The sequence below is a fragment of the Promicromonospora sp. NPDC050880 genome, assembly GCF_044456525.1.
Lineage (GTDB): Bacteria > Actinomycetota > Actinomycetes > Actinomycetales > Cellulomonadaceae > Promicromonospora.
Window position 1 is genome coordinate 54,431 of sequence record NZ_JBITFV010000004.1, and the last position, 14,642, is coordinate 69,072.

The 14,642-nt window shown below is 73.5% G+C and carries 12 protein-coding genes; all 12 read right to left on the minus strand.

Translation table 11 applies throughout. From position 1 onward, the window contains the following. Positions 1-42: 42 nt before the first annotated feature. Positions 43-339, minus strand: a complete 297-nt coding sequence (locus tag ACIBBF_RS09345) for a YggT family protein (protein ID WP_397412780.1) — start codon at positions 337-339, stop codon at positions 43-45. A 126-nt stretch (positions 340-465) separates the two neighbouring features. Next, positions 466-936 carry a cell division protein SepF gene (locus tag ACIBBF_RS09350; protein WP_397412782.1) on the minus strand — a complete coding sequence of 157 codons (471 nt, stop codon included), beginning with the start codon at positions 934-936 and terminating at the stop codon, positions 466-468. Positions 937-1,202: 266 nt separating this feature from the next. Beyond that, on the minus strand, positions 1,203-1,994 hold the full coding sequence (pgeF, locus tag ACIBBF_RS09355) for a peptidoglycan editing factor PgeF (RefSeq protein ID WP_397412784.1): 792 nt from the start codon (positions 1,992-1,994) through the stop codon (positions 1,203-1,205). Between the two features lie 36 nt (positions 1,995-2,030). Next, on the minus strand, positions 2,031-3,362 hold the full coding sequence (gene ftsZ, locus ACIBBF_RS09360) for a cell division protein FtsZ (protein ID WP_397412786.1): 1,332 nt from the start codon (positions 3,360-3,362) through the stop codon (positions 2,031-2,033). A 325-nt stretch (positions 3,363-3,687) separates the two neighbouring features. Beyond that, the gene (locus tag ACIBBF_RS09365; RefSeq protein WP_397412788.1) at positions 3,688-4,809 is read right to left on the minus strand and encodes a cell division protein FtsQ/DivIB; all 1,122 of its coding nucleotides are present in this window, start codon (positions 4,807-4,809) and stop codon (positions 3,688-3,690) included. Further along, complete coding sequence (gene murC, locus ACIBBF_RS09370; protein ID WP_397412790.1) at positions 4,809-6,314, minus strand: UDP-N-acetylmuramate--L-alanine ligase; 1,506 nt, start codon at positions 6,312-6,314, stop codon at positions 4,809-4,811. The genes ACIBBF_RS09365 and murC overlap by 1 nt, the downstream gene beginning before the upstream one ends. After that, entirely contained in the window at positions 6,311-7,471 is a 1,161-nt protein-coding gene (murG, locus tag ACIBBF_RS09375) for an undecaprenyldiphospho-muramoylpentapeptide beta-N-acetylglucosaminyltransferase (RefSeq protein WP_397412792.1), read from the minus strand. The genes murC and murG overlap by 4 nt, the downstream gene beginning before the upstream one ends. Positions 7,472-7,565: 94 nt before the next feature. Next, complete coding sequence (locus tag ACIBBF_RS09380) at positions 7,566-8,798, minus strand: FtsW/RodA/SpoVE family cell cycle protein (protein WP_397412794.1); 1,233 nt, start codon at positions 8,796-8,798, stop codon at positions 7,566-7,568. After that, the gene (murD, locus tag ACIBBF_RS09385; RefSeq protein ID WP_397413052.1) at positions 8,764-10,296 is read right to left on the minus strand and encodes a UDP-N-acetylmuramoyl-L-alanine--D-glutamate ligase; all 1,533 of its coding nucleotides are present in this window, start codon (positions 10,294-10,296) and stop codon (positions 8,764-8,766) included. The genes ACIBBF_RS09380 and murD overlap by 35 nt, the downstream gene beginning before the upstream one ends. Before the next feature lie 5 nt (positions 10,297-10,301). Further along, positions 10,302-11,384: a phospho-N-acetylmuramoyl-pentapeptide-transferase gene (mraY, locus tag ACIBBF_RS09390; protein WP_397412796.1), complete on the minus strand. Its 1,083-nt coding sequence runs from the start codon at positions 11,382-11,384 to the stop codon at positions 10,302-10,304. After that, positions 11,381-12,835: a UDP-N-acetylmuramoyl-tripeptide--D-alanyl-D-alanine ligase gene (gene murF / locus ACIBBF_RS09395; protein ID WP_397412798.1), complete on the minus strand. Its 1,455-nt coding sequence runs from the start codon at positions 12,833-12,835 to the stop codon at positions 11,381-11,383. Before murF ends, mraY begins: the two co-directional genes overlap by 4 nt. A 58-nt stretch (positions 12,836-12,893) precedes the next feature. After that, positions 12,894-14,468 carry a UDP-N-acetylmuramoyl-L-alanyl-D-glutamate--2,6-diaminopimelate ligase gene (locus ACIBBF_RS09400; RefSeq protein WP_397412800.1) on the minus strand — a complete coding sequence of 525 codons (1,575 nt, stop codon included), beginning with the start codon at positions 14,466-14,468 and terminating at the stop codon, positions 12,894-12,896. Positions 14,469-14,642 lie beyond the last annotated feature (174 nt).

Sequence of the window (14,642 nt, forward strand, 5' to 3'; positions counted from 1 at the left end):
CGGCACATCTCCACCACTTTTCCGGCGGTGTCGTAGCAGGTGTCAGACCATTCTGGCCCATGACCCGACCAGCGACGAGAGCAGCGACGCGCCGAAGAACAGGACGATGAAGGCCAGGTCGAGCTGGACCTGCCCCAGCCGGAGCGGCGGGATCAGCCGCCGCAGGAACCGCAGCGGCGGGTCGGTCACCGTGTAGACCGCCTCCGCGACCACGAGCAGAACACCACGCGGCCGCCAGTCCCGGGCAAAGAACTGGACCCAGTCGAAGATGAGCCGGCCGATGAGGAACAGGATGAACAGCCACAGCAGGAAACCGATGAACTGCAGGATCAGAGTCACAAGGCACAACCTAACGCGTCCGGACCCCGGATCACATGAGCCATCACGAACGAGGTCCGGACAGACGTGAGCGGAGGGCGTCCGCCGCAGCGACCGCCCTCCGCCCAGGTCTCGTGGTGACGGGGGTCAGCTCTGGTTGTAGAACCCGCCGCGCCCGTTCGGCTTGTCCGGCGCCACCTGCTCCTCGGCCGCGATCTCCACGTGCTCGGGCGAGAGCAGGAAGACCTTGTTGGTCACCCGCTCGATCGAGCCGTGCAGACCGAAGATGAGCCCGGCGGAGAAGTCGACCAGGCGCTTCGCGTCGGCGTCGTCCATGTCGGAGAGGTTCATGATGACGGGAGTCCCGGCGCGGAAGGCCTCGCCGATGCTCCGTGCGTCGTTGTACGACCGGGGGTGCACCGTGGTGATGCGGCGCAGCTCGGAGGAGGACAGGGCCTCACGCGGAACACCGTCGCGGTGCAGCGGTGTGACCTGTGCGTGCCGGTGGTCCTCCACGTTCTCCTCCAGGCCCTCGTCGTACTCGTCGAGGTACTCCGGCTCGCCCTGATCGTCGGCGAGGCCCAGATACAGCATGGTCTTGCGAAGCGCTCCGGCCATCGCTCTTTCTCCGTTCGTCGCCTGCTGTGCGTCCTTCTGTCGGTCCAGCTGGCCCGTCCAACAGGTCCGGCCTTGACCCCTCGTCGGGGTTGCCTTGACAAAAGTAGCCCGGCGCAATCCGACCCGGAAGTGCGACACGCCGTGCCACGAACAACTTTGCCAAAGTTGTTCAGCGATTGCGCGCTAAAAACGACATCAGTGTGATTTCGCAGGTCAGGAGCTTGCCGTCGGCGTGTCGCGGGGTGCCGGAAGCGGCAGGAAGGCCGTCAAATGAGCGCGATGATGCCAGCCTGGCGACCTGTTGTGGTAGCGGTCGCGGACGCTCTCCGGTGCGAGAACAGGGTCTGGTCCTCCAACGTGCAGCGGGGCACCCGCGTGGCCACGACGCCCCGCGCCGCGAGCTGCGCGACCACCCCGGCGGGCAGGTCCAGACCGGGCGTGCCGGCACTCGTCGTGGCGAACGTCGCGGGGACCGCCGCCGCCACCTCGTCGCGCATCGCCTCGGGCACCTCGTAGCACCGCCCGCACACCGCCGGCCCGACGGCGGCGCGCACGCGCGCGGGGTCGGCGCCGCGCGCGACCAGCGCGTCGAGGGCCCGGTGCACCACCCCGGCCAGCACGCCCTGGCGCCCCGCGTGCGCCACCCCGACCACCCGCGCCTCCGGGTCCGCCAGCAGCACGGGCACACAGTCCGCGACCAGGACGCCGAGCCCCAGCCCGGGCTCGGCGGTGACCAGGGCGTCGCCCTCCCCCGCCGTCGACGGCGGGACGGGCGCCGCCCACCGCTCGCGTTCGGCGGCACCGAGCGCGAGCACCACGTCGCCGTGCACCTGCGTCGCGAACGCCACCGGCGCGCCGAGCTGCGCGGCGACCCGCGACCGGTTGGCAGCGACCCGCGCGGCGTCGTCGGACACGTTCAGGCCCAGGTTGAGGCCGCCGCCGTCCGACGTCGACCACGGGGACGGCGAGACGCCGCCCGCCCCCGACGTGAAGAAGGCGTGCACCCCGTCGCCGAGGTCGACGGGGTGCACGCCTTCGAGGGTCCGTGTGTCGCTCACGCGTGCGAGCGTACCGGGCCGATCACCTGAGGCCGGTCACTTGAGGAAGTCGGGGACGTCCAGGTCCTCGGGCGTCCGGCGCGGGTTCTCGTCGTACAGCGGCGGCACCTCCACGCGGTCGCCCTGCTCGCGCCCGACCTCCTGGCGGTTGAACGAGCCCTGCACCACGACGGCCGGCTCGTCCAGCGTGCGCGGCACGTCGTCCGTCCCCTCGTCGTCGATCACGCGCGGCAGCGTCGAGACGGGCGACGGCTGGTGCGTGGGCGGGACCGACGGCGGCATGCCGTTGACGCCCGGCTGCTCGGGGGCACGGCGGGCCGCGTCCGACACGTCGGGCAGCGGCACCGGCGCCGTGGCCGGGCTGCGCGTGCCCGCACCCGTCACCTGGCCGAGCGCACGGCTGTCCTTGCGCTCCTTGGGCAGGCCGCCGTCGAAGCCCGCGGCGATGACGGTGACCCGCACCTCGTCGCCCAGGGCGTCGTCGATGACCGTGCCGAAGATGATGTTCGCCTCCGGGTGCGCGGCCTCCTGCACCAGGCGCGCGGCCTCGTGCACCTCGAACAGGCCGAGGTCGCTGCCGCCCTGGATCGAGAGCAGCACGCCGTGGGCGCCGTCGATCGACGCCTCCAGGAGCGGCGAGGAGATCGCCAGCTCGGCGGCCTGCACCGCGCGGTCCTCGCCGCGGGCGGAGCCGATGCCCATGAGCGCGGAGCCCGCGCCCTGCATGACCGACTTCACGTCCGCGAAGTCGAGGTTGATCAGGCCGGGCGTGGTGATGAGGTCGGTGATGCCCTGCACACCGGAGTGCAGCACCTGGTCCGCCGAGTGGAAGGCCGCGATCGCGGACACGTTCCGGTCCGACATCGACAGGAGCCGGTCGTTCGGGATCACGATCAGCGTGTCGACCTCGTCGCGGAGGTTCTCGATGCCGCTCTCGGCCTGCACCGCGCGGCGCCGGCCCTCGAACGTGAACGGGCGGGTGACCACCCCGACGGTCAGCGCGCCGAGGGAGCGCGCGATCCGCGCCACGACCGGGGCGCCGCCCGTTCCGGTGCCACCGCCCTCGCCCGCGGTGACGAAGACCATGTCGGCGCCGCGCAGGACGTCCTCGATCTCCTCGGCGTGGTCCTCGGCGGCCTTCTTGCCGACCTCGGGGTCCGCGCCGGCGCCGAGGCCGCGCGTGAGCTCCCGGCCGACGTCGAGCTTCACGTCGGCGTCGGACATCAGGAGGGCCTGTGCGTCGGTGTTGATCGCGATGAACTCGACGCCCTTGAGGCCGACCTCGATCATGCGGTTGACGGCGTTCACACCACCGCCGCCGATGCCGACCACCTTGATCACTGCCAGGTAGTTCTGCGGAGTTGCCACGTCGTCGCCTTTCGATTCGGGTCCCGAGTCCCGACTCTCGTCCCTCCCAAAGTCTCAGGTTGAGGTAGAGGGTTAGAGTTATGTCAGGTTGCTGCTGAGTTCGACGGTAGGTGTGCCGTCGAGGTGTGTCGAAGACATCGTCGCGCGTGTCGCGCACCGATGCACGCAGCAAATCACATGCGTGTCATTTCTGCTGCCGACGACGCGGCCCGCGACGGCACCGCTCCGACCTGCGACGATCTGGATCGGACGGGATCGGACGGGATCGGAACGCGATCTGTCGGGATCGGTCGGGATCTGTCGCGATCAGTCGGGCGCCGCGCGGTCAGTTCGTGACCGGCAGCGCCGGGGACGACACGTCGATCGTGGTCGCCGACGGCTCGGCGCGCAGCAGCGCCTGCGCCACCCGGATCTTGAGCTCGACCTGGTCGCCGCTCCCCCACCGGATCACCCGGCCGTCGGACAGCGTGGTCCGCACGTCGTCCTGCGTCGCGGCGCTCACCGTGCTGATGTCCGCGGCCAGCTTCGGTGGCAGGGCACCGAGGACCGCCAGGGCGGCGTCCATGGCCCGGTGGCCGGCCTCGCCATCCGACAGGGAGACGGCGATGGACGGCAGCCCGTCCGGGACCTCCTTCACCGTCGCCACCTGCACACCCTCGGCGTCCATCAGGGCGTGGAGGCCACCCTGCTGGGGCACGGCCGCCACCGGCTCGCGGGACGTGAGGGTCACCGCCAGCCCGTCCGGCCAGACCCGCTCGATCTGCACGTTCTTGACGGCGTTCATCGCGAGGATCTCCTCGCGCAGGCCCACCGTGTCGATCCGCGGCAGCGGTACGCCCGCCCGCCCGGTCACGGCGTCGCGCACCTGCCCGACGTCGATCGTGGTGCCCTGGCCCGTCACCCGCACCTGCTCCGGGTCGAGAGCGAGCAGCGGCGAGAAGAAGGCGGCCCACACCAGCCCGGCCAGCGCCGCGACCGACGCGATGCTCCACCCGAGCCGCCGCAGGAACCGGTGCCGGGCCATCGCCGTGCGTTCGGCGAGGCGGTCGGCGAGCCGGTCGGAGACCACGTCGTCCCGCCCGCCCGGGAAGGCGGCGGGCCGGACCGCGCCGTCCGCCGGCTCCTCGGCCAGATCGTTCCCGGGCCGGCCCGGGAACCGGAGGGTGCCCGCAGCGCCACGTCGCGACCCGGCGGCCCGCCCGGGTGCCTCCTGCGCCGGGAGCTCCGGGGACGGGCGGCGCTCGTCCGCCCGACCCCTGCCGGCCCGGCGCGGCTCGGGACCGCGCTCCGCCGGGTGCTCCTCGTCCGTGCCCCGTTCCGCGGGACCCGTGCCTGCCGGGCCCCGGGCCGCCGCGACCCGGGCCGCCGGGCCCTGTGCTGCCGAGGCCTCGGCTCCCGGGCGCGGCCGTGCCGTGCCCGACGCGCGAGGGCGCGCGGGCGGTCGCATCAGTCCTCGCCCAGCCCCGTGGCCGAACCCGTGGCCACCCGGCCGTTCAGCCGGGCCAGGACGGCGGGGCCGAGCTGGGTCACGTCACCGGCGCCGACCGTGAGCACCACGTCGCCCGGTCGGGCGAGGTCGGCGACGGCGTGCGCGGCGTCGAGGCGGTCCGGCACCGCGTAGGCGGAGCCGTGCTCGGTCATGAGGTCCACGATCGTGCCCGGCGTCACCGACGGGTCGCGCTCCTCGCGGGCCCCGTAGATGTCCGTGACCACCACCTCGTCGGCCGCGGCCAGCTCGTGGGCGAAGCTCTCGGCGAAGATCCGGGTGCGGGAGTACAGGTGCGGCTGGAACAGGACCAGTACGCGACCGCCGTCGGCGATCTCGCGGGCCGCCGTCAGGACCGCCCGGATCTCCGTGGGGTGGTGGGCGTAGTCGTCGATGACGCGCACGCCGTCGGCCGTGCCCTTCTCCTCGAAGCGCCGGCCGGTGCCGGCGAACGCCTCGACGCCCGCGACGGCGCGGGCCGGATCCACGCCCAGCTTCACCGCGGCGATCACGGCGGCGGTCGCGTTGAGCACGTTGTGCTTGCCGGGCACCGACAGCCGCATGGGGATGCCGGGCACGTCGCCCGACACGCCCGCGCCGTCGGCCACCTGCTCGTTGGTGCCGAGCACGTCGCCGCGCAGCACCGCCGTCGTGCCCTCGGACGTGGTCGAGATGTCCGTGACGCGGACGCGGGCCGTGGCGTTCGTGCCGTACGTGATGACGTGCCCGCCCGTGGCGCAGATGGTGGCGCCCACCGAGAGCGAACCCTCGTCGTCGGCGCAGGCGATGAGCCAGCCCTCGGGGACCAGGCGGCGCGCGAACCGGATGAACGCGCCGTTGAACGCCTCCGGGGTGCCGTAGTGGTCCAGGTGGTCGGCCTCGACGTTGGTCACCACCGCGATGGTGGGCGTGTAGTTCAGGAACGAGCCGTCCGACTCGTCGGCCTCGGCCACGAGCACGTCGGAGGAACCCAGGTGACCGCCCGGCGTCGCGCCGTCCGCGGTACGCACGGTGCTGCCGATGGCGTACGAGGGGTCCAGCCCCACCTCGCGCAGGATGGTGGCGATCATGGCCGACGTCGTCGTCTTGCCGTGCGCGCCGGCCACGGCCACGCCGCGCGAACCCTCCATGAGGGCCGCCAGGGCCTGGGAGCGGTGCAGCACGTTCAGCCGCCGGGCGCGGGCCGCGGCGAGCTCCGGGTTGTCCTCGTGCACGGCGCTGGAGATCACCACGGAGTCGACGCCCGCCAGGTGCGCCGGGTCGTGGCCCACCCAGACCTGGACGCCCTCGGCGCGCAGGGCCTCCAGCGTGTCCGACTCGGCGGCGTCGGAGCCCTGCACGGGCACCCCGCGCCCGGCGAGCAGGCGGGCCACGACGGACATGCCCGCCCCGCCGATGCCGATCATGTGGACGCGTCCGAGCCGGGCGACCTGATCCGTCGTCTGATCCGTGACCGTGGTGCTCATGACCTGACCTCCGTGGTGTCGGTACCTGCTGACCGTACGGCTTGCTCGACGAGATCGACGACACGAGCGGCGCCGTCGGTGGTGCCGGCCGACCGGGCGGCCTTGGCCATGACACCGAGCCGCTCGCGGTCCGCGAGCAGCGTGGGAACGTTCCGGGACACCCAGGTGGGCGTCAGGTCCGCGTCGTCCACCAGTACGCCGCCGCCCGCCTCCACCAGCGGGAGCGCGTTGAGCCGCTGCTCGCCGTTGCCGATGGGCAGCGGCACGTAGACGGCGGGGATGCCGAGCGCGGCGTGCTCGGCCACGGAGCCTGCGCCCGAGCGGCAGACCACCAGGTCGGCCACGGCGTAGGCGAGCTCCATCTGCTCGAGGTACTCGCGGACCTGGTAGCGCTCGGGCCCGATGCCGGCGGCCGCCAGCGTCTCGCGCACCTCGTCGGCCTTGCCGCGGCCGGTGAGGTGCAGCACCTGCGCGCCGGTGGCCAGCACCTCGGCCGCGGCCCCCGAGACGGCGCGGTTCACGTTCAGCGCGCCCGACGAGCCCCCGGTGACGACGAGGGTGGGCAGCGCCGGGTCGAGGCCCAGCTCGGCGGCCGCCCGGGTGCGCACGCCCGCGGCGTCGGCCTCGCGCTCCTGCACGAGGGCCGCGATGGCCTGACGCAGCGGCAGGCCCGTCAGGACGCCGCCACGCAGCGGCGTACCGGGGAAGGTGAGGCCGACGCGGGCCGCCCACCGCGCACCGAGCTTGTTGGCCAGGCCCGGCCGGGCGTTCTGCTCGTGGATCACGATCGGCACGTCCTTGCGCCGCGCGGCGAGATAGGCCGGGGTGGCGACGTACCCGCCGAACCCGATGACGGCCTGGGCGCCGATCTCGTCGATCGCGTCCTCGGCCGCCCGCACCGCAGAGGCCAGCCGGCCCGGCAGCCGCAGCAGGTCCGCGCTGGGGCGGCGGGGCATGGGCACGCGCGGGATCGGCCGCAGCTCGTAACCACGCGCGGGCACGAGGTCGGCCTCCAGGCCGGTCGTGGTCCCGAGCGCGAGCACGCGCGCGCCGGGCTCCCGGCGCCGCACCTCGTCGGCCACCGCGAGCAGGGGGTTCACGTGTCCTGCGGTACCGCCGCCGGCGAGTACCACCGACACCACTGCTGAGCTCATCATCACCTTCTCGTCGTCGCCCGGACGTACCGTCCGGGCGGTTCGGCGGCGGCCGCCGGGCAGAATCTCGCCACGGAACAAGCCACCGTGCACATTTCTACCGTCTCCGGACCGCGCCGCCCAGCACAGCCAGTGACTTGCGGACGACGCTACCGCGTGCCGCGAGCGCCTTGGCAGCCCCCGGCTCCGTCCGGGCGAACGAGATCACCATGCCCAGGGCGGCCATCGTGGTGATCAGGGCCGAACCGCCGGCCGACACCAGCGGCAGCGGCACGCCGATCACCGGCAGCAGGCCGATCACCACGCCGATGTTCACGAACGCCTGACCCACGATCCAGCACGCCACCGCGGCCGTGGCCACCTTGACGAACGGGTCGGTGTGCCGCCGGATCACCCGGCTCATCGCGAGCCCGAGCACCGCGAACAGGGCCAGCACCAGCACCGTGCCGAACAGCCCCAGCTCCTCCCCGATCACGGCGAAGATGAAGTCGTTGTGCGCCTCGGGCAGGTAGCTCCACTTCTCGCGGCTGCCACCCAGGCCCACGCCCCACAGGCCGCCGGTGCCCAGCCCGAACAGGCCGTGCAGGGACTGGTAGCACTCCGAGGCCTCGTCGCACTCGGCGCCGTAGGTCGCGATGATGCGCTCCAGCCGGTCCCCGGAGCCCTGCTGCAGGATGAAGACGTACCCGACCACGAACGCCGCGATCGCGCTGCCGAGCCCCAGCAGGGACCAGGGCACGCCGGCCACGAGGAACGCGCCCGCCACCAGGAGACCCATCACGAGGGCCGTGCCCAGGTCGCCGCCGGCGAGCACCAGGCCCATGACCGTCACGGCGCCGGGGACGGCGGGCATGATCGCGTGCGACCAGCTCCCCAGGAGCGCCTGCTTGCGGCCGAGCACGGTGCCCAGCCAGACGGCGAGCGCCAGCTTGGCCAGCTCCGAGGGCTGGAAGGACAGCGGTCCGAGCACCAGCCAGTTCTGCTGGCCGTTGCGGATGGAGCCGAGGAAGATCACCGCGACGAGGAGCCCGAGGGCGACCAGGAGCGCCGGGGCCGCCAGCCGCTTGTACCAGCGCACCGGCAGGTGGGCGGCGACCAGCAGCACGGGCAGGCCCATCAGCGCGTACTGCGCCTGCACCAGGAAGGCGGCGTAGGGCGAGTCGCCCTCGGCGATGGAGGTCACGGTGGAGCTGGACAGCACCATGATCAGGCCGATCACGGTCAGCAGGCCCGTGGCGCCCACCAGCAGGTAGTAGCTGGAGACGTTGGAGTTCCACTGGCCCAGCCACGAACGCTCAGGAGCGCGGCGGCTCGTTCCCGTCGTGGCCATCGGTGGTCCCTCCTGTGAGCTCCCGCACCACCCGGGCGAACTCCTGACCGCGGTGGGCGTACGAGACGAACTGGTCCTGCGAGGCGCCCGCCGGGGCCAGCAGCACGGTGTCGCCCGGCCGTGCCAGGTCCCGTGCGGCGGCCACCGCCCGGCGCATCACGCTCTCAGTGTCACCGGGATCTATCACGACGACCGGGACCTTCGGCGCGTGTCGGGCCAGCGTGTCGGCCAGCGGGGCGGGGTCCGCGCCGATCACGACGGCGGCCCGCATGCGGTCCGCGCGCGAGGACACGAGCTCGTCGAACGTGGCGCCCTTGGCCAGGCCGCCCGCGATCCACACCACGGTGCCGTGGGCGAAGCCCGCGAGCGAGGCTGCGGCGGAGTGCGCGTTGGTGGCCTTCGAGTCGTTGACGTACGTGACGCCGTCGGCCTGGGCGATGCGCTGGATGCGGTGCTCGCTCGGGCCGAAGGATCGCAGGCCGTCCCGGACGGCCGCGGCAGGCACGCCGTGCGCACGGGCCAGCGCGGCCGCGGCCAGCGCGTCCGCCACGACGTGCGTGGGCACGACGCCGGCCTGGTCACCGAGCTGGGCGAGGTCGGCCAGGGTGCCGAGCTCGGCGGCGCTCCGGCGCCGGTCCGGGTCGTCGGCGGCGGCGTGGAAGGCGCGGTCCACGAGCACGTCGTCGACCAGGCCGAGGTCGCCGGGGCTCGGGCTGCCGACCGCGAAGCCCACGGCGCGGGCGCCCTCGACCACGTCGGCCTCGCGCACCAGCTCCTCGGTGCGCGGGTCGGCCACGTTGTAGACGCAGGCCACCTGCGCCCGCTCGTAGATCCGCCCCTTGTCCCGAGCGTACGCGTCGAGCGAGCCGTGCCAGTCCAGGTGGTCGGCGGCGACGTTGAGCACGGCGCCCGCCTGCAGCGACATCGTGTGCGTGAAGTGGAGCTGGAAGCTGGACAGCTCCACGGCGAGCACGTCGAGCGCGGGGTCCAGGGCGGCCTCGACGAGGGACCGGCCCACGTTCCCGACGGCGGCGGTGCGCAGGCCCGCGGCCCGCAGGATCGCGGCGAGCATCTCGACGGTGGTGGTCTTGCCGTTGGATCCCGTGACGCCCAGCCACGGCGCCGGCTGGTCGGTGCCCAGACGGTGGACGCGCAGGCGCCACGCGAGCTCGACCTCGCTCCACACGGGCACGCCCGCCGCCAGCGCCGCGGCGACCACGGGGTGGTGGGGCGGGAAGCCCGGGGAGGCGACCAGCAGGTCGGCGGCGGCCAGCACCGCGGCGGCGGCGTCGGCGTCGAGCGCCCCGTGGTCGGCGTCGGACGCGCGGTCGTCCACGGTGACCAGGGAGGCGACCCGGGACTCCAGCACCCCGCGCAGCGCGCGGCCGGTGACGCCCAGGCCGGCGAGGACCACGCGGGCCTCGGCGAGCGGGACGCGCGGCTCGACCACGCCGTAGGTGTCCTGGTCCGGCCGCGCCTGCGGGGCCGTGCCGGGCACCTCGGTCACGACGCGACCCACTCGGCGTAGAAGATGCCCATGCCCAGGCCGGCGAGCAGGCCGGCGATGAGCCAGAACCGGATCACGATGGTGACCTCTCCCCAGCCGGAGAGCTCGAAGTGGTGCTGGAGCGGCGCCATCTTGAACACGCGCCGGCCGGTCATCTTGAAGAAGCTGACCTGGATCACCACGGACGAGACGATGAGCACGAACATGCCGCCGAGCAGCACGGCCAGCAGCTCGGTGCGGCTCAGGATCGACAGGCCGGCCAGCGCGCCGCCCAGGGCGAGCGAGCCCGTGTCACCCATGAAGATCTTGGCGGGGTTGGCGTTCCACCACAGGAAGCCGACGCACGCGCCCGTGACGGCGGCGGCGACGATGGCGAGGTCCTGCGGGTCGCGCACCTCGTAGCAGCGTGGCCCGGCCGTGGCCAGGTACTGGCACGACTGGTTGAGCTGCCAGATGCCGACCAGCACGTAGGCGCCGAACGTGATGATCGAGACGCCGGTGGCCAGCCCGTCCAGGCCGTCGGTGAGGTTCACCGCGTTGGACCACGCGGAGACCAGCAGGTTGGCCCAGATCACGAACAGGATCAGTCCCACGGTGGCCCCCGCGAACGCGAGGTCGAACTCGGTGTCGCGCAGGAACGAGATCTTGGTGGACGCCGGGGTGCGCGAGTTCTCGTTGGGGAACTGCAGCGCGAGCACCGCGAACGAGATGCCGACCACGCCCTGGCCGATCAGCTTGGCGCGCGCCGTCAGGCCGAGCGAGCGCTGCTTGCGGATCTTGGTGAAGTCGTCGAGGAACCCGACCAGGCCCAGGCCCGCCATGAGGTACAGCGCCAGCAGCGCCGAGACGCTCGGCAGGCGCTGCGACACGAGCATCGAGGCCGCGACGCCGATCAGGGTGGCCCCGATCATGACGACGCCGCCCATGGTCGGCGTACCGCGCTTGGTGAAGTGGCCCGTGGGACCGTCCTCGCGCACGAACTGGCCGTAGTTCTTGTGGACCAGGAACCGGATGAAGACCGGTGTGCCCAGCAGGGCCACGAGCAGCGCCACCGCGGCGCTGACCAGGATCGCGATCACTTGTTGTTGTCCTTAGCGGTGTTGACCATCGACAGGTGGTCGCCGAGCTCCCAGAGCCCGGAGCCGAGCGACGACTTCACGAGCACGACGTCGCCGGGCTCCAGCAGCTCGTCCAGCAGGGCCTTGGCGGCGTCCAGGTCGGGCACGAAGACCGACTCCGACCCCCAGGACCCCTCCTGCATGGCGCCCTCGTGGATGTGGTACGCACCCTGGCCGACGACGACGAGCTGCTTGATGTTCAGCCGTACCACGAGGCGGCCGATCTCGTCGTGGGCGGCGCGCGCGCCGTCACCGAGCTCACGCATCTCCCCCAGGACCGCCACGGAGCGGCGGGTGCGGCCCGCGAGCACCGCGAGCGTGCGCAGGCCGGCCTTCATCGAGTCGGGGTTGGCGTTGTAGGCGTCGTCGACGACGGTGACGCCGTCGGGCCGCTCGGTGACCGCCATGCGGTGCGGGCTGCGGGGCGTGGCCGCCGAGAGCCGCTCCGCCACGTCGCCGATCGCCACGCCGAGGCGCAGGGCGACCGTCGCCGCCGCGAGCGCGTTGGTCACGTGGTGCGGGCCCACGAGGCTCAGGGCGACCTGGGCGTGCTGCTCGCCGACGTCGCCACCGCCCGCGACGCGGAGCGTGAAGCGGGCCCGGCCCGCCTCGTCGACGGTGACGTCCTCGGCGCGGACGTCGGCGGACGGGATGGTGCCGAACGTCCGCAGCACGGTGCCGGGTGCGGCCCGGTCGGCCATGGCCGCGACGCGCTGGTCGTCGGCGTTGAGCACGACGGTGCCGCCCTCGACGACGCCCTCGACCATCTCGCCCTTGGTCTTCGCGATGGCCTCGACGCCGCCGAAGGGGCCGATGTGCGCGACGCCGACCCGGAGCACGATGCCGACGTCGGGCGGCGCGATGCCCGTGAGGTAGGCGATGTTGCCCACGCCGTCGGCGCCCATCTCCAGCACCAGGTACCGCGTGGCGGGGGTGACCCGCAGGACGGTGAGCGGCAGGCCGATCTCGTTGTTGAAGGAGCCGGAGGGCACGATGATCGCGTCGGGTGCGTCGCCCGCCTCGGGGGTCAGGAGCTGGCCCAGCAGGTCCTTGGTGGTGGTCTTGCCGACCGAACCGGTCACGGCCACCACGCGCAGGTCGGCGGCCGTCTCCCGGACGGTCGCCAGGACGTGCCGCGCGAGGTCGCCGAGGGCGGCCCGGGGGTCGTCCACCACGACGGTCGGCACGCCGTCCAGCGCGCGGGAGGCCAGCACCAGGACGGCGCCCGCGGCCACCGCGGCGGCCGCGAAGTCGTGCCCGTCCACCCGCTCGCCCGGCAGCGCCACGAAGAGCGCACCGGGTCCCGCGGCGCGCGAGTCGATGATCACCGCCCCCGTGACCGTCACGTCCGGGTCGGCGTTCAGCCTCCCGCCGGTGGCTGCGGCGACCTGCGCCGCAGTCAGCTCGATCATGCCTGTGTCGTCCTCTCGTGCCTGGGGGTCCTGCTGGGGTCACACATGTACCGCGGTGCTACGGGTTCCTGGCCGCCAGCGCCGCGCGCGCCTCGACGCGGTCGTCGAGCACGTGGTCCACGCCGGCGATCTCCTGGATCGTCTCGTGCCCGCGACCCGCGACCAGCACCGTGTCGTCCACGCCGGCCGCGAGGATCGCCGCACGGACGGCGTCCGCGCGCGGGGCGACCTCGTGGACCTCCACGGTACGCGAGGCCGGGTCCGCCGCCGCGGCGTCCCCGCCCGGCGCGCCGTGCGGGCGCGCGCCCGCGAGCACCTCGGCCCGGACCTTCGCGGGGTCCTCGTCGTGCGGGTCGTCGTCCGTCACGTAGACGACGTCGGCCCCGCGCACCGCCGCCGCGCCCATGAACGGCCGCTTGCCGGGGTCGCGGTCGCCCGTGGCGCCGAAGACGACGGCGAGCCGGCCCGCCGTCGTCGGGCGCAGGGCGGCCAGGGCGAGCTCCAGGGCCTCCGTGTTGTGCGCGAAGTCGACGACGACGCGCGGCGCGGTGGCGAGCACCTCCATGCGGCCCGGCACCGTGGCACTCAGGCCGTCGGCGGCGGCGAGCGCCTCGGCGACGTCGCGGACGTCCGAGCCGCCCTCCAGCACCATCGCGACGGCGAGCGCCGCGTTGGCGACGTTGTACCCGCCGGGCAGGGAGGTCGAGGTGCGCAGGGTGCGGCCGTCGCGGTGGGTCAGGGTGAAGGCGGAGCCGGTGCCGGACGGCGCGACGTCGGTGACCGTCCAGTCGGCCGCCTTGCCCGGCAGGGTGGTCAGGGTGGCGACGGGGATCCGTGCCTCGGCGGCCATGCGCTCGCCCCAGGTGTCGTCGACGGTGACGACGCCGCGGCGCGCGTGGGCCGGGGTGAACAGCTCGGCCTTGGCGGCGAAGTACGTCTCGAAGTCGCCGTGGAAGTCGAGGTGGTCCTGGGTCAGGTTGGTGAACCCGGCGACGCCGAACACGACGCCGTCGACGCGGTGCTGGGCCAGGGCGTGGGACGAGACCTCCATGGCGAGCGTGCGCACGTGGTCCTCGCGCATGGCGGCGAGCAGGGCCTGCAGGTCGGCGGCCTCGGGAGTGGTGAGGGTGCTCGGGATGACGCGGTCGCCGGAGCGGGTCTCGACGGTGCCGATGAGGCCGCCCGTCCAGCCCAGTGCCCGCAGCAGGTGGTCGAGCTGGTAGGTGGTGGTGGTCTTGCCGTTGGTGCCCGTGACGCCGAAGGTCATCAGGTGCTCGGCGGGGTTGCCGAGCACCCAGGCGGCGACCTGGCCGAGGATCGCGCGGGGGTCGTCCGCGACGACGACCGGGACGCCGAGGTCTGCTGCCTGCTCCGCCCCGCGCGCGTCGGTGAGGATCGCGGCCGCGCCCCGGGCGACGGCGTCGGCGGCGAACTGGGCACCGTGCGCGCGGGCCCCGGGGAGCGCCACGAACAGGTCTCCCGGCCTGACCACCCGGTTGTCCGAGGCCACGCAGGTCACCGCGGCATCTGTGGGTTGACCTGGGGCGATGGTGAGGCCGAAGGCGACGGCGAGGTCCGCGACCTGGCGCGCTGTCGTGGCGGCCGGGCGGATCCGGTCGAACGGGGATGTCACGGAGAAGAACCTACCGCTTCCAGGGCCGGGGTCTCGTCCGCGATGCCGGGGCCGGGTGGTGGTTGTGTGATGGTCCGGGTCACGTGGGTCGTGCAGGGCGGGGCGGTGGCCGCGCGAAGGTCTCCCGCGCAGAGGTGTTGCTGTGCGTAGACGTTGTCGACGCACAGCAACACA